Annotated in this window: 11 protein-coding genes and 1 riboswitch; of the genes, 5 read left to right on the top strand and 6 right to left on the bottom strand. The window is 67.0% G+C overall.

Features of this window, described 5'->3' with window-relative positions:
• Window positions 1–101: 101 nt before the first annotated feature.
• Window positions 102–1,241 carry an N-acetylglucosamine-6-phosphate deacetylase gene (gene nagA / locus DEO45_RS15900; protein ID WP_114345691.1) on the top strand — a complete coding sequence of 380 codons (1,140 nt, stop codon included), beginning with the start codon at window positions 102–104 and terminating at the stop codon, window positions 1,239–1,241.
• A 64-nt stretch (window positions 1,242–1,305) separates the two neighbouring features.
• On the opposite strand, the gene DEO45_RS15895 is transcribed toward nagA, so the two are convergent.
• The 4 genes from DEO45_RS15895 to DEO45_RS15880 form a co-directional block, all read right to left on the bottom strand.
• Window positions 1,306–2,922 carry a tetratricopeptide repeat-containing sulfotransferase family protein gene (locus DEO45_RS15895; protein WP_114345689.1) on the bottom strand — a complete coding sequence of 539 codons (1,617 nt, stop codon included), beginning with the start codon at window positions 2,920–2,922 and terminating at the stop codon, window positions 1,306–1,308.
• A 154-nt stretch (window positions 2,923–3,076) separates the two neighbouring features.
• Window positions 3,077–4,702, bottom strand: a complete 1,626-nt coding sequence (locus tag DEO45_RS15890) for a tetratricopeptide repeat-containing sulfotransferase family protein (RefSeq protein ID WP_114345687.1) — start codon at window positions 4,700–4,702, stop codon at window positions 3,077–3,079.
• A 143-nt stretch (window positions 4,703–4,845) separates the two neighbouring features.
• On the bottom strand, window positions 4,846–6,468 hold the full coding sequence (locus tag DEO45_RS15885) for a tetratricopeptide repeat-containing sulfotransferase family protein (RefSeq protein ID WP_114345685.1): 1,623 nt from the start codon (window positions 6,466–6,468) through the stop codon (window positions 4,846–4,848).
• A 202-nt stretch (window positions 6,469–6,670) separates the two neighbouring features.
• Window positions 6,671–9,814, bottom strand: coding sequence for a TonB-dependent receptor (locus DEO45_RS15880; RefSeq protein ID WP_114345682.1), 3,144 nt, complete (start codon window positions 9,812–9,814; stop codon window positions 6,671–6,673).
• 394 nt (window positions 9,815–10,208) lie between these two features.
• Window positions 10,209–10,438, top strand: a riboswitch (cobalamin riboswitch).
• 131 nt (window positions 10,439–10,569) lie between these two features.
• On the opposite strand from DEO45_RS15880, the gene btuB reads away from it, so the two are divergent.
• Window positions 10,570–12,420 carry a TonB-dependent vitamin B12 receptor gene (gene btuB, locus DEO45_RS15875; RefSeq protein WP_114345679.1) on the top strand — a complete coding sequence of 617 codons (1,851 nt, stop codon included), beginning with the start codon at window positions 10,570–10,572 and terminating at the stop codon, window positions 12,418–12,420.
• Window positions 12,421–12,640: 220 nt separating this feature from the next.
• Window positions 12,641–15,811: an efflux RND transporter permease subunit gene (locus DEO45_RS15870; protein ID WP_114345677.1), complete on the top strand. Its 3,171-nt coding sequence runs from the start codon at window positions 12,641–12,643 to the stop codon at window positions 15,809–15,811.
• Window positions 15,812–15,896: 85 nt separating this feature from the next.
• Here DEO45_RS15870 and DEO45_RS15865 read toward each other — a convergent pair whose 3' ends face one another.
• Window positions 15,897–16,658 (bottom strand): DUF899 domain-containing protein, encoded by a 762-nt coding sequence (locus DEO45_RS15865; RefSeq protein WP_114345674.1) that lies wholly within the window; start codon window positions 16,656–16,658, stop codon window positions 15,897–15,899.
• A gap of 21 nt (window positions 16,659–16,679) precedes the next feature.
• Window positions 16,680–17,333: a glutathione S-transferase family protein gene (locus DEO45_RS15860; protein ID WP_114345672.1), complete on the bottom strand. Its 654-nt coding sequence runs from the start codon at window positions 17,331–17,333 to the stop codon at window positions 16,680–16,682.
• Window positions 17,334–17,496: 163 nt separating this feature from the next.
• On the opposite strand from DEO45_RS15860, the gene DEO45_RS15855 reads away from it, so the two are divergent.
• Window positions 17,497–18,717, top strand: coding sequence for a helix-turn-helix domain-containing protein (locus DEO45_RS15855; protein WP_114345670.1), 1,221 nt, complete (start codon window positions 17,497–17,499; stop codon window positions 18,715–18,717).
• Window positions 18,718–18,726: 9 nt separating this feature from the next.
• Window positions 18,727–19,353, top strand: coding sequence for a PQQ-binding-like beta-propeller repeat protein (locus tag DEO45_RS15850; protein ID WP_114345667.1), 627 nt, complete (start codon window positions 18,727–18,729; stop codon window positions 19,351–19,353).
• Window positions 19,354–19,387: the final 34 nt, after the last annotated feature.

Raw genomic sequence — 19,387 nt, 5'->3', positions numbered from 1 at the left:
GCTTCGCAGGGCGGGCACGGCCCGCCACTCTCCGCTCCACCCATGGCAAGAAGCCGGCGGGCAGTGCCCGCCCTACCGCCCCACCAGGCACCCATCGCCCCATGCCCATCGCGCTCACCAACGCCCGCATACTCACCCCTGACGGCTGGCGCCATGACCTCGCCGTGTTGCTCGACGGCGCGCGCATCGTCGACTTGCTGCCGACCGCCGATCCGCGCGTGCGCTCGGTGCAACCACATGATCTCGGCGGCGCGAGGCTGCTGCCCGGCTTCATCGACGTGCAGGTCAACGGCGGCGGCGGCGTGCTGTTCAACGAGGCGCCCACGGTGGAGACGTTGCGCCGGATCGGCGCCGCGCACCGTCGCTTCGGCACCACCGGCTTCCTGCCGACACTGATCAGCGACCGCGTCGAAGTGATGCGCGCGGCGCTGGCCGCGGTGGACCAGGCGCTGGTCGAAGGCGTGCCCGGCGTGCTCGGCATCCACCTGGAAGGCCCGTACCTGGCGCCGGCGCGCAAGGGCGTGCACGACGCGAAGTATTTCCACGCACCGGGCCGCGACGAACTGACGCTGCTGTGCGCACCGCATCGTGGCGCGCGGCTGGTCACGCTGGCGCCGGATCAGGTGCCGCTGGCCGACATCGGTGCCCTGGTCGCCGCGGGGTTGATCGTCTGCGCCGGGCACACCGCAGCCGACTACGCCACCACCCGCGCGGCGCTGGATGCCGGCGTGCGCGGCTTCACCCACCTGTTCAACGCGATGACTCCGTTCGGCAGCCGCGAGCCCGGCGTGGTCGGTGCCGCGCTGGAGGATGCGACGAGCTGGTGCGGCCTCATCGTCGACGGCCACCACGTGCACCCGGCCAGTCTGCGCGTGGCGATCGCCGCCAAGCCGCGCGGCAAGATGCTGCTGGTCACCGACGCGATGCCGCCGGTGGGTTCGGACGATCCGGGCTACGTGCTCAACGGCGAGACCATCATCGCGAAGGACGGCATCTGCCAGACCGCGCAAGGCGTGCTGGCCGGCTCCGCGCTGGACATGACCATGGCGGTGCGCAACGCCGTGCAGCTGCTCGGCCTGCCGCTCGACGAAGCGGTGCGCATGGCCAGCACCTACCCCGCCGAGTTCCTCGGCCTTGGCGAAAGCCACGGCCGCATCGCCCCGGGCTATCAGGCCGACCTGGTGGCGCTGGATGACGAGTACCGCGTGCAGCGCAGCTGGATCGGCGGGGTGGGAGAGTGAGGCGAATCGTCCGGGAGCGTGCCGGAGTGATGCTTCGCCACCGTCGCGCCCCGCGCAAGGGCGGTCAGCTCACGGCAATCCCCTGTTCGGCGATGGCCAGCCGCAACGGTTCGAGTTGTCTCGCGTAGCGGCGCCACTGGCCGAGGTTGCGGGAATGCACCGGTTCACGCACCTGGACACTGCTTGGAGTGGCCACTGGCGCCGGATTGCGCTCAGGATGCAGGCAACCCTCTTCCATCGCCAGCCCGCAGTGGCGCAGCACGCGGCGCATGGTCGCCTCGGGCTCGTTCACCAGATCGGCATATGAGACATCCAGCATGGCGCCGGGCATGCTGGCCCGCCAATGATCCGTCAGGCGCACGTACTGCCCGTAGTAATGGGCGAGCGCCTGCTGGTCATAGCAGTAGGGGGAAGCCTTGCCGAACATGACTTTCAGGTTGGAATAGCACACATCCATCGGGTCACGCGCCAGGTGCAGGATCGGTGCACGGGGCAGCGCCCGGCGGATGAAGGGCACCATCCGCACGTTGATCGGCAGCTTGTCTATGTAGAAACGATGCCCCTGGGCGCGCCATTGGGTCTGTTGCAGGTATCGCACCCCAAGCTCCGCGAAGTCCATTTCAGTGCTGCGCTCGATCGCCTTCAGCATGCCTTGCGCACTTCTTGGCGCGACATCGGCCACCCAGTGAAACTGGCGCTGAAAGTCCAGGATCTCTCCGGCGGAAACGACATCCGAATGACTCGACAGCATCTGGTCGAGCAAGGTCGATCCTGAGCGGGGCATGCCGACGATGAAGATGGGCATGGGGCCGGTGATTTCCGCTGCCGCGTCGGTCTTTGCCGCCGCGATGGAATCCGGGATGCCGACGAGCGTGTCGGTCAGCGTCGCCTCGCCCTGCGCATCGTAGGGATTGATGTCGTGCATGAGGGCGTTGCTGCGTGCCAGTGCCGACCATGCCTCGTCGTGCCGGCCGCAGTCGTCGAGTACCTTGAAAATCGCCGATTCGAATTCGGCGCGGGCAAACTTGTCGCGTGCGTCCGTACTTTCCGCGGGCATCCGGCCAAGCGAGTCCAGGAAAAGATCGAGATGGTTGGCTTCTAGCGTCTGCCTGCGCAGGTTCGCCAGGATGACCGCCGCATCCCCGTGCTTCGGCCAGCGTTGCAGACAGGCAAGCAATACCTTTTCGGCCTCGGCGACCTTGCCGAGGAACTGGTACAGCATGGCATTCAGGTAATACTCGCTGCTCGTATCGATGCCGAGCGCTACGGCCCGGTCCATCAGCGCCCGCGCCGCCGGTATTTCCCCGAGCGCCCAGTACAGGTGTGCCTGCTCACTGAGGACTTCCGCTGGCGGGTCCGGCGCGCGTCCAAGGTGTGCGAGGCAGGCGCGCGCGCCCAGGATCTCGCCGTTCGTCACCAGGCGCCACGCCAGCTGCGCGATGAGGCTGGCGTCATTGGGCAATGACGGAATGCCCTGCAGCAGCTGCTGTGTCGCCGCACGCATTCCGCCTCGCCGCAGGATCACGTCGGCCAGCGCCATGCGGGTGGGAACGTCGCGTGGCTCATATTGCGCGAGTGACTCGAGTGCGGCCTGCGCCGCACCCCATTCCCCGGAATCCATGGATTGCCGGGCCTGGCGGCGAAGGCGGTCAGCTGCCGCCGAGGTATTCGCGATATGCATGGAGAGAAGGTATCCGGGCGCGTTTTGGCTCGACAAATGTAACAAGGCATGGTCTGCCGGGCATCACCTTGGAACGACGGTGCCGCTCCGCGGGGAAATCCGCGGGGTGGCTGCCGAGGCAGAAGCATTTCCCCCTCTTCGCACTAGAAAGGGGTCACGGGTTGCCGTCGATTTGGCGTGGCAAATCCTCAAGCGCGAGCCGCAAGGGTTCCAGCTGCCTCGCGTAATGCCGCCACTCGCCGAGGGCGCGCTGATGGATCGGCTCGCGCACCTGGGCACTGCTTGGCGTGGCCACTGCCGCCGCGTTGCGTTCGGGGTGCAGGCAACCGTCTTCAGCTGCCAGCCCGCAATGCTCCAGGACCCGGCGGAGGGTGACCGCCGGCTCGCTCACCAGCGATGCATAGGAAACATCGAGCATCGCCCCGGGCATGCTCGTGTGCCAATGATTGGTCAGCCGCACGTACTGTCCGTAATAGTGCGCCAGCGTGTGCATGTCGTAGCTGTAGGCAGAGACAGGGCCGAGCATGGCCTTGAAGTTGGAAAAGCATATGTCCATCGGTTCGCGGACCATATGCAGAATCGGTGCATGCGGCAACGCACGACGGATGAGATGGACCATCCGGACATTGATCGGCAATTTGTCGATGTAGAACTGCCGCCCTTGCGCGCGCCATTGCGTCTGTTGCAGATAGCGCGCACCCAGTTCCGCGAAGTCGATGTCCGTGCTGCGCCGCTGTGCGGTCAGCATGCCTTGAACACCGCTCGGGGGGACGTCCGTCATCCAGCGCAACTGGCGGCGAAAGTCGTTGGTCTCGCCGGCCGAAACCACCTGTGAATGACTGGAAAGCATGCGGTCGAGCAGGGTTGTGCCGGAGCGGGGCAGGCCGACGATGAAGATCGGCGTGGCACCCACGAAGGCCGGAGCCGGTTCGGCAGGCATCGCGGCGATGGCCATGGATGCGTGGATGATCGCATCGGTCACTGCGGTCTCGCCGGCCGCGTCGTAGGGGTGGAGTGCATGCATGAGGGCATTGCTGCGCGTCAGTGCCTGCCACGCCTCGTCATGGCAGCCAAGGTCGTCCAGCTCCTTGAACAGCGCCGAGTCAAATCCGGCGCGGGCGGCACGGACTTCCGCAATGCCGCTGTCCTCGGGGAGCCGGCGAAGCCCTTCGCGCAGCGCATCGAGATCATTGGCTTCCCGCGTCTGCCTGCGCACGTTCGCCAGAGCCACCGCGGCGTCGCCAAAATTCGGCCATCGGCGCAGGCATGCCTCGAGGACGCTGCGGGCCTGGGCGATGTTGCCGGTGAACTGGGACAGCATCGCGTGCAGGTAGCAGGCATCCGGCGTTTCGATTCCCACTGCGATCGCGCGTTCCATCAAGGCCATTGCCGCTGGTATCTCGCCCAGCATCCAGCGCAACTGCGCCAGCTCGGCCAGCTGCGGAGCCGGTTGGTCGGGCGCAAGCTCAAGGCGCTCGAGCCAGGTCCGGGCGGCCAGGATTTCGCCGTTGAAATACAGGAGTCGTATCGTCTGGACAGCCAGCCGGGGGTCGCTGGATGGTACCGGCGCGATCTGCAGCAACTGGTGGGTTGCCGCGCGCAACTGACCACGCCTGAGCAATACGTCCGCCAGTTCCAGGCGGGCATCGGCATCCTGGGGCACGCGTGCGACAAGTGCCTCGAGGGTGATCTGCGCGGCATCCATCAGGCCGGCATCCATGTATTGCCTGGCGCGGCGGCGAAGGCGACTTTCCATGGCGGGCACATCATCCGCGGTCATCAAGGGGACGGCCTTTGCGAGGTTGGGATGGGGCCGCGATGTCGGACATGCAGTCGATCACGCCACACCCGTGACCGGGCGCACAACGATGGGCGACGATGCCTCCATGTCGTGTCGCCCACGGACGGTTCGCAGGGAGATCGTCACGACCGCTGCACCTGAGCAGGTGATTCGCCAAGCGCCAGATGCAAGGGTTGCAAATGCTCGGCGTAGTTCCTCCACAGATCGAGGCTGCGGGTATGAATCGCTTCGCGCACCTGGGCACTGCTCGGCGTGGCGACCGGTGATGCATTGAGCTCCGGGCTCAGGCAGCCTTCCTCCAGCGCCAGTCCACAGTGTTCGAGTACCTGTCGCAATGTGTTTTCCGGGTCGCGTACCAGTGAGGCATACGGGACGTCGAGCATGGTGCCGGGAAACCGGGCATGCCAGTGCCGGGCCAGGCGCGCATATTGCCCGTAATAATGAGCCAGCGCGCCCAGGTCGTAACTGTACGGTGAAACGTTGCCGAACATGGCCTTGAAGTTGGAGAAGCAGGTGTCGACCGGGTCACGCACCATGTGCAGGATGCGCGCGTGCGGCAACGCCTTGCGGATGAACGCGACCATCCGGATGTTGGCTGGCAGCTTGTCGATGTAGTAAGCCCGGCCCTGGGCTCGCCACTGTGTCTGCCGGAGGTAGCGTGCGCCCAGCTCGGCGTAGTCGATATCTGCACTGCGCTGGATGGTTTCCAATAGTTCGCGCGATTGGCCCGGCGACACATCCGCGACCCAGTGCAGTTGCCGCCAGAAGTCGATGATCTCGCCGGCGGAGACGATCTGCGAATGGCGTGACAGCATCCGGTCGAGCAGGGTGGTACCCGAGCGCGGCATGCCGACGATGAAGATGGGCGTGGGGCCCTCGAACGCGGACGCCGACATTGTCCTGGCCGCGTCATCCGGCAGGGGCATGTCCATCAACGCGTCGGTGACGGCGGCCTCGGCAGTGGCGTCGTACGGATTGAGTTCGTGCATGATGGCGTTGTACCGCGCCAAAGCAGGCCAGGCCTCCACGTGGCGCCCGAGATCGTCGAGTATCTTGAACTGCGCGTATTCGAATTCTGCGCGGACGAAACGGGCGGCTGGATCCGGATCGCCTGGGGGAAGGCGGCGCAGTTGTGCCTGCATGAGATCCAGCGGATGGTCTTCCGGCCGCTGCTTATGCAGATTCACCAGCGCCATGGCGGCATCGCCGAAATGCGGCCAGCGTTCCAGGCACCCTTCGAGCACCGTACAGGCACGGTCGATGTCGCCGCCGAACTGAAGCAGCATGGCGTACAGGTGCAGCGCGCCCGGCGAGTCGATGCCGGCCGCGATGGCTTTCTCCATCAGCATCTTCGCTGCGGCGATCTCGCCGATACTGAAGCGCAGGTTGGCTTGTGCCACCAGCAACTCCGGCGGCGGGGAGGGAGCCTGGGCGAGGAGGTCGAGGCAACCGCGGGCAGCGAGAATCTCGCCAAAGGCAACGAGGCGTTTCGCCACGCCGACGATCAGCGGCCCGTCCCGTGGCAGTCGACCCGCAACCTGCAACATGCGTGCGGTTGCTTCGCGCAACCGGCCGCGTCTGAACAGGACATCGGCCAGTTCGATCAGCACCGCGGCATCGCCGGGCAGGTGCCGGGCGAGAGACTCGAGGGTTGCTTGCGCAGCGTCCCATTGCCGGTTGTCGACATATTGCCGGACGAGCCTGCGCAGGCGGGATTCCGCCGGGTAGATGTCCTGTGAACTCATGCGGGCATAGTAGCTTCATGGGCGGAAATCGTGAGCTCGGCCACCATTGTCCGTATGTCTCAACGAGCTCGCGCGTTCGCGTCGATTGATTCCTGCCGGATCATCATGGATGGAGCTTCGCCGCGACGATCTCCGCCAGCAGGATAAAGAAAAGCCACCGGCCGAGGCCGGTGGCTTTCAAGGCCTGGATCAGCCGATACGATCAGTAGTCGTAGGTAACCGACAGACGAACCGTACGCGGCGGCTGGAAGAAGATGCCGTCGCCGTAGCTGTTGTTGATGTTGAGGGTGTTCGTGTAACGGTTGTACGAGCTATTGCCGGTGGGATCGGTCTGTACCGCCCTCTGCTGGTCCAGCGCGTTGAAGATATCCAGGTTGAACCCGAGCTTGTGATCGGCAAACGCCGGCGCGTAGTGCACACCGAGGTTGAGCTGCTCGGTCCACGGCGTATGGCCGAGGGTCCCTGCGGGGTAGCGCACGCCATTGCACCAGTGGTAGTTGCCGCTGCCATAGTTGTTGTAGGCGGTCGGATCACCCGCGTGGCCCGGACCATAGTAGGCCTTGCCCGAACCGCCCGTGCCGTAATAGCCCAGGCACTCCTTCGGATAGCCGGACTGTGCCAGCAGTGTCGCGGACACCAGCCACTCGGGCGTGATCTGGTAGGCGCCGCGGATGCGCAGCTGGTGCTTGCGGACATTGGCCAGTTCGCCGTTTGCGCCGTCCATGAGCTGCCAGGAATCCCAGTCTTCGGTCTTGGAGACGTCCGCCTGGCCGAAGTCGGAGCGCACCTGGCCTTCGGTGTTGCCGAAACCGCGGGTGTAGGTGTAGTCGACGCGCGCCTGCCACTTGCCGTCGAACGGATGCTCCAAGTACAGGTTCAGCGAGCCGATCTTGCGCTTCACGCCCTGCTGGAAACCCCAGTCCTTCTGGCTCATCGGCACGAGAATATTGGGATGGGCGCTGTCAGACGACTTCACGAGTATGTCGTTCGTCTGGCCCGGGTTGATCAGGCGGCAGTAGCTGGCACCGTACAACGAATCGTAGTAAGCGCCAGCCGGCGCGGGAATAGTCGGATCAGGCCCCGCGAGCGTGGCCGGATCAACGCCTTGCGCCAACAACTTGTTGCCGATCCGACTCGGCGAGCATTCGTCGTCGATGGCGGTCTTGAGGTCGCGCCACATCGCCTTGGCACCGTAGTTCCAGCTCTCGTTGAGCTTCTTGTCGAAGCCGACGATGAACTCATCCAGGTACTCCGGCTTCAGGTTGCGCGCGGTGACTTGTTGCGGATCCTTGGGCAGGCCCTTTTCGCCATCGGGCGAAGTCGTCGCGGGCGTGTCCTGCGTCGTCAGGCCAGTCGGAACGCCGTTCGCGTCGATGCCGGTGTAGTTGTAGTTGGTGGTGAGATAGGTCGAGATGTTCGCCGCGCGCTCGGCCGCATTGTCCGGCAGGGCGAGGTAGTAGCGCCCCACGTTGCCGTAGATCTTGAACGAGGAGTCGCCGTTTACGTCCCAGCTGGCACCGATACGCGGCTCCCACTGGTTCTTCTCGTCGACGAACGGCTTGCCGACGTCATTGAAGTTGGTGAAGTGGTCGTTACGGACGCCGATGTCCAGCAGCACGTTGGAGGCGACCTGCCAGGAGTCCTGCAGATAGTAGGCCTTCTGGGTCATCGTCATGCTGGTTTGCCAGCCGATCTCGCGCGCCTGCACGGTGGTGGCAGAGATGTAGCGCCAGTAGTAATTCAGCGCCGGGTTGAACGGATTCTGCTGGTTCGGCCCCTGGTTGCGGGCCTTGTACGTCATGTTGTCGATGCCCACGGACAGATCGTGGTCGCCCAGCTTGTAGTCGAAGTCGACGCGCAGGCCATGGGTACCATTGGTCGCGTTGTTCGCGGACCAGCTGGTGTTGGTCTGGGCATTGGTGATGCCGTTCGGCCCGGTGCCCGGCGGCAGGTAGGCCGGGTTCTCGTTGTAGGGGCGCGAAATGAACGGCAGCGGGCTGGTGTTGCCGTAGATCGTCGGATTCTGGAAGTTCGCTTTGCCGTAAAGGATGCTCAGCGTGGCCGCGTCGGTGATGTAGCTGGTGAAATGGCCGAGGTAGAACTGGGCATTGTCCTTGGTCACGTCGTTGTTAGCGACGAAGGCACCTGACTTCAGCGTGTTGTAGTCGAACGCGTAGGTCCTCCCCGCGCCGTTGCGGGAGCGGTTGTCCAGCGCGGTCAGTTCCAGGATGTTGCTGTCGGTGATGTTCCAGTCCAGCTTGCCGTAGAACTTGGTGTCCTTGTCGTTGTTGTACTGGACCTTGCGATTGGACGCGATTTCCACGTTGTTGGACTGCGTCTCGGTGGTTTCGGCCGCCAGGAACATGAACAACTTGTCCTGGATCAGCGGGCCGCCGAGGTAGGCCGAGTAGACCGTGTCCCATTGCTTGTTGTCGGCGCGGTACTGGTGCAGCGTGCCTGCCAGAGCCGGCTTTTCCAGCGCATAGTTGACTTGGCTGGTCGACGCGGGAACGTTCGGGTGACCGTAATAGTTGTTGACCGGGGTCCCTTCGAGGAAGCGCGGCTCCCAGGCCACCTGCCCGCCGAAGTGCCACTCGTTGGTGCCACGCTTGCCGATCTGGTTGATCACGCCGCCGTCGGAGCGGCCGTACTTGGCGCTGTAGCCGCCGGTCAGCGTTTCCTGCTGGTCGATCGCGCCGTAGGGCAGCTGGAAGCCGCCGAGGTTCTTGTACGGTTCGCCGGTGTTGTAGCCGTTCACGTAGTAGGCATTCTCGGTCACGCTCGAACCGCCGAACGAGACGAGGGCGTGCCCACCCGGGCCATTGAAGTAGTTGCTGCCGCTGGTGGTGCCCGGCGCCAGTAGCGCGATGGACTCGGCGTTGCGGCTGACCGGCAGCTTGCGCAGGTCGGCGGCGGTAATCACCGTGCTGGAGTTGACGCTGCTGACGTCAATCGACGGCAGCGCGCTGGCGGTGACGCTCAGCGTGCCAAGTTCGGTGACGCCTGGGGAGGCTGCCTGGAAGTTCACCGAGGTGCCGCCGCCGGGGGAGATCGCCACCTTTTCGCGAGTGCCCACCACCGCGCCACCCTTCTTCAGGGTGACGGTGTAGGTGCCCACCGGCAGGTTGTTCAGCGAGAAACGGCCGGCGCTGTCCACCGCGACTTCGCGCGATACGCCCGACGCGTTGGTGGCGGACACGGTTTCGCCGGCTGCCACGGGCGCCTGACCGAAGATCGAGCCCGACGTGGACTGGGCCATGGCGACACCGCCGAGGCTCATGCTCAGCGCCACCGCGAGCGCGGTGTGGCGCCAGTTCGGATTATGGATTTTGTTGGAACGGCTCATAAGCAACGTGTCTCCCCAGATTGAAAGCCCGCAGGCCGGTGGCGTAACCCGAACTGTTCATCGGACGGCGGTCCGATGCTTGCCGGCAGCCGGTTACTGATGTCGTGCAGGCAACCTCACGTGCCGAAGCTTGTATCCGTGGTGTCGAGCGACCTGCCCGCCGAACATAAAGGGGCGTAAATACCGGCGTCAATGAAATGTTTATAAGTTTTTGATGGATAGCAAGTAATTACGATATTTATCTATAAATCAGCAATAATTTGCGACCATCGTTTCCCAAATTCCCATTTCCCCTAGATGCGGTGTAATAAAAACGATAATTCGAAACGGTAGAACCAAGCGCGCAAAACATGCTCTTAACGCAGCTCTCGATTGCGCGAGCTGCATCCCGGCGCTAGAGTTGCGCGGTTCTGGTGTCCCGGCGGCGCTGCGCCCAAGGGATGAAACGGGAAGCCGGTGCGCGTGCGCTACGCACAGCAAGGCCGGCGCTGCCCCCGCAACGGTAAGCGAGATCCACGAACGGCGAATGCCACTGTGCGAAGCACGGGAAGGCGCCGCTCGCGGCCTGCGGATCGCCGCCGGCCACTCGCCAGCCCGGAGACCGGCCCGAACGATTCCTGGTGGCTCGCGGTGGGCGAGGCCGAACCACGTGTCGGTCGATCCTGCCTGCCCGTCGTTCCGTCTTCCTCCCGCGCCTGTCGCCAGCTCACTGGACACATGAGCCGTGCGCGGGTGCACGGCGTAGAGGAACGAACATGAAGAAGACCCTGCTGGCAGCGGCCCTGCTCAGCTGCACGATGGCTGCCCGGGCGGCCGACCAGAACGACGCGGCGCCGCTGGCCCCGGTGATCGTCACCGCCACGCGCACTGCAATCACCGTCGACGATGCGTTGTCCTCGGTGACCGTGATCACCCGTGCCGACATCGAGCGGCTGCAGCCGGTTTCGGTGTCCGACCTGCTGACCGGCCTGCCGGGGGTGACCTTCGCCCAGACCGGCGGCCTCGGCCAGCAGACCTCGTTGTTCCTGCGCGGCACCAATTCCACCCACACCCTGTTGCTGGTCGACGGCGTGCGGGTGGGCTCGGTCAGCGCCGGGCTGGCGGCGTTCGAGCAGATCCCGGTGGAACAGGTCGAGCGGATCGAGATCGTGCGCGGTCCGCGTTCGAGCCTGTACGGCGCCGACGCGATCGGCGGTGTGATCCAGATCTTCACCCGCCGCGGTTCGCACGACGGCGGCCTGCAACCCTCGTTCAGCGTCACCACCGGCAGCAACAAGCTGCTGAGCGGCCAGTTCGGCCTGTCCGGCGGCGACCAGCATGCCTGGTACAACCTCGCCGTCGGCGCGCTCCACACCCGCGGCATCAACGCCTGCCGCATCGGCGCCGCCGAGGCGTTCGCCGGCTGCTACACCGACGAACCGGACCGGGACGGCTACCGCAACAAGAACCTCAGCGCGAACGCCGGCTATCGCTGGGACAACGGCGCGGAGCTGGGTGGCACCTGGCTGCGCAACCTCGGCGAGATCCATTACGACGGCAGCTACCAGAACCGCAGCCGCACGGTGCAGCAGGTTGCCGGCAGCCACCTCAGCTTCAACCCGCTGCAGGCGTGGAAGACCACGCTGAGCGTGGGCCAGAACCTGGACCGCTACGACAACTACGAGAACCAGGCCTTCGTCGGCTACATCTATTCGCGGCGCAACCAGGCGTCGTGGCAGAACGACATCAGCGTGGCCAGCAACCAGCTGCTCACGCTCGGCATCGACTGGCAGGGCGAACACATCGACAGCGACACCGGCTTCCTCGCCAGCCACCGCAACGATACCGGCAGCTACGCGCAGTACCAGGGCACGTTCGGCCGCAACGAGGTGGAACTGTCCGCGCGGCGCGACCACAACAGCCAGTTCGGCAACCACAACACCGGCGCGGCGGCATGGGGTTACCACTTCGATGACGGCCTGAAGCTGTCCGCCAGCTACGGCAGCGCGTTCCACGCGCCGACCTTCAACGACCTGTACTACCCGTACGGCAGCGGCAACCCGAACCTGAAGCCGGAGAAGTCGCGCAGCGCCGAACTGGGCCTGAGCCAGCAGCTGGCCGGCTGGAACTGGGCAGTGAACGCCTACCAGACCCGCATCAGCCAGCTGATCGCACTGGACGCCAACTACTACCCGTCCAACATCAGCAAGGCGCGCATCCGCGGCGTGGAAGGCCAGCTTGGCGCCACCCTCGCCGGCTGGCAGTTGCAGGGTTACCTGACCTGGCTGCAGCCGCGCAACGAAGACGGCGGCGCGAACGACGGCAAGGTGCTGCCGCGCCGGCGCGAGCACACCGCGCGGGTGGACCTGGACCGCCGCTTCGGCGCCTTCGGCGTCGGCGCCACCGTCTTCGCCGCCGGGCGCGGTTTCGACGATGCGGCCAACCGGCACCGGCTCGGCGGCTACTCCACCACCGACCTGCGCGCCAGCTGGCATTTCACGCCGGACTGGCAGGTGGAGGCGCGCCTGGCCAACGTGTTCGACCACCACTACGAAACCGTGTGGTACTACAACCAGCCGGGTCGCAGCGCGTTCCTGACCCTGCGCTACAGCCCCGCCACGCGCTGAGCACCTGCCGTACCGCGATCGCCCCGGGTTTGCGCCGGGGCGATCCCCTGCCTTCCGACACGGGTGGACTTCAGGCACATTCGCCGTCCGCCGGTAACTGGCATAAAGCCGGCATGATGAATGGAATTCCTGCCCCGGCCGCAGCTTCGCCACGCGCGTACGCGTCGTGCGCGCCCGCCACGCAGCGCCTGCGGGTATGCTTTGGAGCCACGGAAGCGCCATGAACATTTTCGCCCCGCTGATCCGCCGCCCGGTCGGCACCTCGCTGCTCGCGCTCGGCCTGATACTGGCCGGGCTGTGGGCCTACCTGCTGCTCGGTGTGGCCGCGTTGCCATCGCTGGACTTCCCCGGCGTCTACGTGGTTGCCAACCAGCCCGGGGCCAGCGCGCAGACCATGGCGAATACGGTGCTGGCGCCGCTGGAGCGCCACCTGGGCCGCATCCCCGGCGTGGACGAGATGTACGGCAACGCCAACGAGGGCTCCGCCTCGGTGATGGTGCGCTTCACTATGAGCCGCACCGCCGACAGCGCCGCGCGCGACGTGCAGGCAGCGATCAACGCGGCTGCGGTCGACTTGCCGACCGGCATGCCGATGCCGCCGCAGTACTTCAAGTTCGACACCTCGCAGATCCCGATCCTGTTCCTCACCCTCACTTCCACAGGGCTGCCGCAGGACCAGCTGTTCGACCTCGCCGACACCATGCTCAAGCCCGCCGTGGCGCAGATCGACGGCGTGGCGCAGGTGCAGGTGTTCGGCGGCACGCCGCACTCGGTGCGCATCGAGCTGGACAACAACGCGCTGGCCGCCAAGGGGCTCACCACCAACGACGTGGCCAACGCGCTGCGCGCGGCCAACGTCACTTCGCCGCAGGGCACGCTGAGCAACGGCCGCACCCAGATGACGGTGAGCGCCAGCGACGGCCTGCAGACGCCGGCCGAGTTCGCCCGCCTGCTGATCTCGGTGAAGAACGGCACGCCGGTGCGCCTGTCCGACGTGGCGCGGGTGTACGGCGGCCAGCAGGACGAGTACCAGGCGGCGTGGTTCAACGGTGCGCGCACGGTGGGCCTGCAGATCAGCAAGCGGCCGGAGGCGAACGCGGTGGCGACGGTGGAGGCGATCCGCGCCAGGATGCCGCAGCTGGCTGCGTCGATGCCGTCGAACGTGACGATGTCGGCGGTGTTCGACCTCACCCAGACCACCAAGTCCGCGCTGCATGAGGTGCAGGTGGCACTGCTGATCTCGATCGCGATGGTGGTGCTGGTGATGCTGGTGTTCCTGCGCCGGCTGCGCCCGACCCTGATCGCCACGCTGAGCGTACCGCTGTCGCTGGCCGGCGCGTTCGTGGTGATGTGGACGCTGGGCTACACGCTCAACACCCTGTCGCTGGTGGCGCTGGTGTTGTGCATCGGCTTCGTGGTGGACGACGCGATCGTGGTGATCGAGAACATCGTGCGCCACATGGAGCGCGGCGACCCGCCGATGCAGGCGGCGCTCACCGGCGTGCGCGAGATCGGCTTCACGGTGATCTCGATCACCCTGTCGCTGGTGGCGGTGTTCGCGCCCCTGCTGTTCGGCAACAACATGCTGGTGATGCTGCTGCGCGAGTTCTCGGTGACGCTGGCCGCCGCGGTGGTGATCTCGGCGCTGGTCTCGCTCACGCTAACTCCGGCGCTATGCGCCTACCTGCTGGAGCACGAGTCGGCGATCCGCAAGCCACCGGGCCGGCTCGAGCGCGCGGTGGAGAACTTCGACCGCCGCCTGCTGCGCATCTACGAGCGGGCGCTGGACTGGGCGATGCGCCATCGCCGCATCATGCGCTGGCAGCCGCTGACCCTGCTGCTGCTCACCTTCGCGCTGGGCTTCGCGGTGGCGAAGACCGCCGGCGGTACCTTCATGCCGCAGGAGGACACCGGCCAGCTGCAGGTCGACATCCGCGCCGACGCCAACATCTCGCCGGACCGGCTGGCCGAGCGGGTGCAGCATGTGGCGACGCTGATGCAGGCCGATCCGACGGTGCTGGACCTGCTCACCATGCTCGGCCGCAACGGCGGCGGCGACGGCGCGGTGGGCAATGCGGCGCAGATGTTCGTCGACCTGAAGCCGCGCGGCAGCGGGCCCGGCCAGCGCCACGAGAACATCAAGCAGGTGATCGAGCGGCTGTCGAAGCAGTTCGACCGCCTGCCCGATGTGAAGGTGTCGGTCAGCGCCGTGCAGTTCCTCGGCGGCGGCGGCAGCGGCGACGGCGCCGGCCAGTATGAATTCCAGCTGGTCAGCAGCAACGGCGGCGACCTGCAGCCGTGGGCGCTGAAGATGGTGCGGCAGATGCGCACGGTCAAGCAGTTCCGCGACGTCACCAGCGGCTTCGACCAGGTCGGCAAGCAGCAGTTGCTGAAGATCGACCGCGAGGCCGCCGGGCGCCTGCACGTGGGCATCGGCACGATCGACTCGGCGCTGTACAACGCGTTCGGCCAGCGCCAGGTGTCGCAGATCTATTCCGACATCAACCAGTACGCGGTGGTGCTCAGCTCCGGCGCGGCGCAGAACGTGAGCGCCGAGTCGCTGCTGAACGTGCGCGTGCGCAACGAGCAGGGACGGATGATCCCGCTGTCCGCGCTGGCGACCATCGAGCCGAACATCAGCCCGCTGCGGGTGCGCCACCACAACCAGCTGGAAGCCGCGACCATCAACTACAACCTGGCCAAGGACGTGCCGCAGGACCTTGGCGTGAAGCTGGTCGAGCAGGCCGCCTATGCGGTGGGCCTGCCGCCCGGCATGCGGGTGGATTTCACCGGCGCCAACCAGCGCCTGAAGCAGGCCCAGTCCAACGGCATGGTGCTGCTGCTCGGCTCGATCCTGGCGATGTACATCGTGCTGGGCATTCTTTATGAAAGCCTCGGCCATCCGCTGACCATCCTCTCCACCCTGCCGGCCGCCGGCGCCGGCGCGTTCCTCGCCATGCTGGTGACCCAGACCCAGATCTCGATGATGGCGATCATCGCGATCCTGATGCTGATCGGCATCGTCAAGAAGAACGCGATCCTGATGGTCGACTTCGCGCTGGTCGCCGAACGCGAACGCGGCTTGCCCGCGCCGGAGGCGATCCGCGAGGCGGCGATGGTGCGCTTCCGCCCGATTACCATGACCACCCTGGTCGCGATGGGCGCCGCGCTGCCGCTGGCGATCGGCTTCGGCATCGGCTCTGAAATGCGCCAGCCGCTCGGCATCGCCATCGTCGGCGGCCTGCTGGTGTCGCAGCTGCTGACCCTGCTCAGCACGCCGGCGATCTACCTGTGGAATTACGACCGTAAGATCCGCAAGGCGGCGCGCCGCGAACGCAAGGCGGAGAAGAAGCGGCTCAAGGCGCTGGGCGGAACCCAGGCGGCGATTTAAAGGGACGGAAGTAATCAGGTTGCGCCATGTGCGACTTAGTTACCTCCGTCCTCTTATTGTTTTGTCACTGGCGACCAGGACCCGCCTATGCGCGCTGGTCGTACTCGTCGTGGCGGCGCCACCAGATACCGCCCGCCTCGTTGCGGCCGCGCGGCGCGCGGTCCAGCCACTGGTAGGCGCCCCACAGGCCGTCCAGCCCGCGCGCATAGGTGGAGTAGGTGTGATGGACGACGCCGTCCTCCAGCACGAACGCGCTCATGCCCGGCAGTTCGCGCAGGTAGGTTCGCCCGTCGACGCCGCACATCGCCGCGAACGTGCTGGGTGCGTCCGGCATCGCGCGGGCAAGGGCCGGATTCTTCCGGAAGTTGTACTCGTAGCCTTCGCTTTGCTGCTGCTCGTTCAGCCCGACGCCGTAGTCGCGGTTGAAGTCGCCGCCGTGCGCGGAGGCCCAAGGGAAGCTCCAGCCCATGCGCCGCCGGTAGTCCAGCAGTTTCGCCAGCGGCGCGCGCGACACGGCCCACAGCATTACGTCGTGGTTGGCCAGGTGCTCCGCGAAACCGTTGAAGCCGTCCGCGATCATCGAGCAGGACGGGCAGCCCGCCTGGTAGTCGGGCCCGAACATGAAGTGGTAGACCAGCAGCTGCGAACGGCCGCGGAACAGCTCCGCCAGCGAGGCGTCGCCATCCTCGGTGTCGAAGCGATAGGCCTGGTCCACGCGCACCCACGGCAATGCCTGCCGTCGTTGCGCCAGTTCGTCGCTGCGCCGGGTCAGCTCCTTCTCGGCTTCCAGCAGGTCCAGCCGCGCGGCCAGCCATGCTTCGCGGGTCGCGGTCGTGTGCATGCTCATGACATCTCTCCTTTCCCGGGCTCAGGCGGCGGCCGGCGCGTGTTGCAGGTAGCCGGCGCCCTGGTTGCGCAAGGCGGCCTGGAACGCCGGCCGCGCCTCGCAGCGCCTGACGTAGGAGGCGAGCGGCGGGAACTCCGCCAGCAGATCCGCATGGCGCACGAAGCGCAGTGCGGTCGCCATCAGGATGTCCGCCGCGGTGAAGCGGCCAAGCAGGTACTCCCGGTCGCCCAGCCAGCCGGAAAGCACGGCCAGCCGGTCCTTCGCCTCGTCGAGCGCGCCGGAGCGGCGCAGCTTCGCCCAGGCTTCGTCGCCGTGCAGCTGATCCAGCACGAACAGGTTCCACAGCGGCGGCTCGACGGTGTTGAGCGCGGCGAACATCCAGGTCAGCGTCTCCGCGCGCAGTCCGGCCGGCATCAGCGCCTCGCACTGCCCGGCGATGGCATGGACGATGGCGCCCGATTCGATCAGGGTGCCGTCCTCGCACTCCAGCGCAGGCACCATGCCGAACGGGTGCTTGCGCCGGTAGGTCTCGGAGTGGCGCTCCGCGGCATCGATCCAGCGGCTTTCATAGGCCAGCCCCGCCTCCTCGAGCGCCCAGCGAACGCGCAGGTCGCGCACCAGACCCTGGGCAAACGGAGGCACCCAGCTGAAGCCCCACACGGCGATCTTTTTCATCTCGCTTCTCCTCACGTTGGCGTCGTACCGGTGCCGATCGTTCTCGGCGCCCGGCGTGGTGGTCGTGGGATAGACTGCGGCCGGGCCATCGCGTGGTGGGAGTGACAAGTGTGGCGGGATTCGTGGAGCTTGCCCCCGGGCCCGGCGCGGTGAGTCCGTCCCGATGGACTCGTTGATCGTGGCCGCGGCGCGCGCACTCGCCGCGGGTGACCCGCTCGGCGCACTGAACCGTGTCGCACTGCGCGACGACGCACCCGCGCTCGCGCTGCGCGGTATCGCGATGGCGCAGTTGGGCGACCTCGTCCGCGCCCGTGCGCTGGTGCGGCGCGCCGCGCGCGCGTTCGGCCCGCGCGAGGCCGTGGCCCGCGCGCGCTGCGTCGTCGCCGAGGCCGAGATCGCGCTGGCTGCGCGCGAGCTGGGCTGGCCGGTGAAGGCGCTCGACGCGGCGCGGGCCACGCTCGACGCGCACGGCGACCGGGCAAATGCCGCGCATGCCCGTTATCTCCAGGCGCGGCGCCTGCTGCTGCTCGGGCGGCCGGGCGAGGCCGGCCGCCTGCTCGCCGGACTCGATCCCGCCGCCTTGCCGGCGGCGCTGCGCGCCATCCACGAACTGCTCGTCGCGGGCATCGCGATGCGTCGCCTGCAGGCGACGGCGGCGCGCGCGGCACTTGCCCGCGCCGGGGAGGCCGCGCGCCAGGCGCGCATCCCCGCGCTGGCGGCGGAAGTCGAAAGCGCCGTCCAAACGCTGGACGCACCCGCGGCACGCCTGCCGGCGGCGGCCGGCGGCCGGCTGCTGCGGCTCGACGAGATCGAGGCGCTGCTGGCCTCGGACGCGCTGGTGGTGGATGCCTGCCGCCATGCCGTAGGCGCGGCAGGTACCGCGGTGACGCTGGCACGGCGGCCGGTGCTGTTCGCGCTCGCCCGCGCGCTGGGCGAGGCATGGCCGCAGGATGTGCCGCGGGATGCGCTGATCCTGCAAGCCTTCCGTATGCGTCACGCCGACGCGTCGCATCGCGCGCGCCTGCGCGTGGAGATCGGGCGCTTGCGTGCGGCGCTCGGCGTGCTGGCCGGGGTGCACGCGACGCCGCGCGGGTTCGCGCTGGCGCCGCGCGGCGGACGCGAGGTCGTCGTGCTGGCGCGCCCGGTCGAAGAGGCGCACACGGCGGTGCTGGCCCTGCTTGCCGACGGCGAGGCGTGGTCGAGTTCGGCGCTGGCGATGGCGCTGGGCGCCAGCCAGCGCACCGTGCAGCGGACCCTCGATGTGCTGGCTGCCAGCGGCAAGGTGCAGCCGGTCGGCCGAGGCCGCGCCCGCCGCTGGGCCACCCCGCCGATGCCGGGATTCGCGACGGCCTTGTTGCTCCCCGCGCCGCTGCCGGGAGACTAGGATGGCCACATGAAACGAGCCAAAGCCGAGATCGTCCGCGAATACACCTTGCCGGGCATCGACAAGGTGGGAGGGGTGAGCTACGACGGCCAGAGCGTCTGGCTGGCCACTGGCGAGCGGCTGTGCGCGATCGACCCGGCCAACGGAACGATGCGGCGTTCGCTCGAGATCACCGCCGAAGCGGGTACGGCTTTCGACGGCCGGCACCTGTTCCAGATCGCCGAGCGCAGCATCCGCAAGATCGACCCCGCCAGCGGCCGCATACTCGCCACCATCCCCGCGCCCGGCGACGGCGGCGACTCGGGACTGGCCTGGGCCGAAGGGACGCTGTGGGTGGGGCAGTACCGCGAGCGCAAGATCCACCAGGTCGATCCGCAGACGGGCGCGGTACTGCGCACCATCGAATCCAGCCGCTTCGTCACCGGCGTCAGCTGGGCCGACGGCGAGCTCTGGCACGGCATCTGGGAAGGCGAGACGAGCGAGCTGAGGCGCATCGACGCCGACACCGGCGAAGTCCTGGAAGCGCTGGAGATGCCGCCAGGCACCGGCGTGTCGGGGCTCGATGCCGGCGGCGACGGGCTGTTTTTCTGCGGCGGCGGGATGAGCGGAAAGCTGCGGGCCGTGCGCCGCTGCTGAGCCGGTTGCCCGAACGGGAAGCGGCGGTGCAGGG

It is taken from the genome of Rhodanobacter denitrificans (genome assembly GCF_003335105.1).
Classification (GTDB): domain Bacteria; phylum Pseudomonadota; class Gammaproteobacteria; order Xanthomonadales; family Rhodanobacteraceae; genus Rhodanobacter; species Rhodanobacter denitrificans_A.
This window is presented reverse-complemented; position numbering and strand designations above follow the sequence as displayed.

Excerpts from the sequence above, each read along its gene's own strand:
- DEO45_RS15850 (WP_114345667.1), top strand. The coding sequence starts at position 18,727 with ATGAAACGAGCCAAAGCCGAGATCGTCCGCGAATACACCTTGCCGGGC.
- DEO45_RS15855 (WP_114345670.1), top strand. The coding sequence starts at position 17,497 with ATGGACTCGTTGATCGTGGCCGCGGCGCGCGCACTCGCCGCGGGTGAC.
- DEO45_RS15885 (WP_114345685.1), bottom strand. The coding sequence starts at position 6,468 with ATGAGTTCACAGGACATCTACCCGGCGGAATCCCGCCTGCGCAGGCTC.
- btuB (WP_114345679.1), top strand. The coding sequence starts at position 10,570 with ATGAAGAAGACCCTGCTGGCAGCGGCCCTGCTCAGCTGCACGATGGCT.
- DEO45_RS15890 (WP_114345687.1), bottom strand. The coding sequence starts at position 4,702 with ATGACCGCGGATGATGTGCCCGCCATGGAAAGTCGCCTTCGCCGCCGC.
- DEO45_RS15865 (WP_114345674.1), bottom strand. The coding sequence starts at position 16,658 with ATGAGCATGCACACGACCGCGACCCGCGAAGCATGGCTGGCCGCGCGG.
- nagA (WP_114345691.1), top strand. The coding sequence starts at position 102 with ATGCCCATCGCGCTCACCAACGCCCGCATACTCACCCCTGACGGCTGG.
- DEO45_RS15880 (WP_114345682.1), bottom strand. The coding sequence starts at position 9,814 with ATGAGCCGTTCCAACAAAATCCATAATCCGAACTGGCGCCACACCGCG.
- DEO45_RS15860 (WP_114345672.1), bottom strand. The coding sequence starts at position 17,333 with ATGAAAAAGATCGCCGTGTGGGGCTTCAGCTGGGTGCCTCCGTTTGCC.
- DEO45_RS15895 (WP_114345689.1), bottom strand. The coding sequence starts at position 2,922 with ATGCATATCGCGAATACCTCGGCGGCAGCTGACCGCCTTCGCCGCCAG.
- DEO45_RS15870 (WP_114345677.1), top strand. The coding sequence starts at position 12,641 with ATGAACATTTTCGCCCCGCTGATCCGCCGCCCGGTCGGCACCTCGCTG.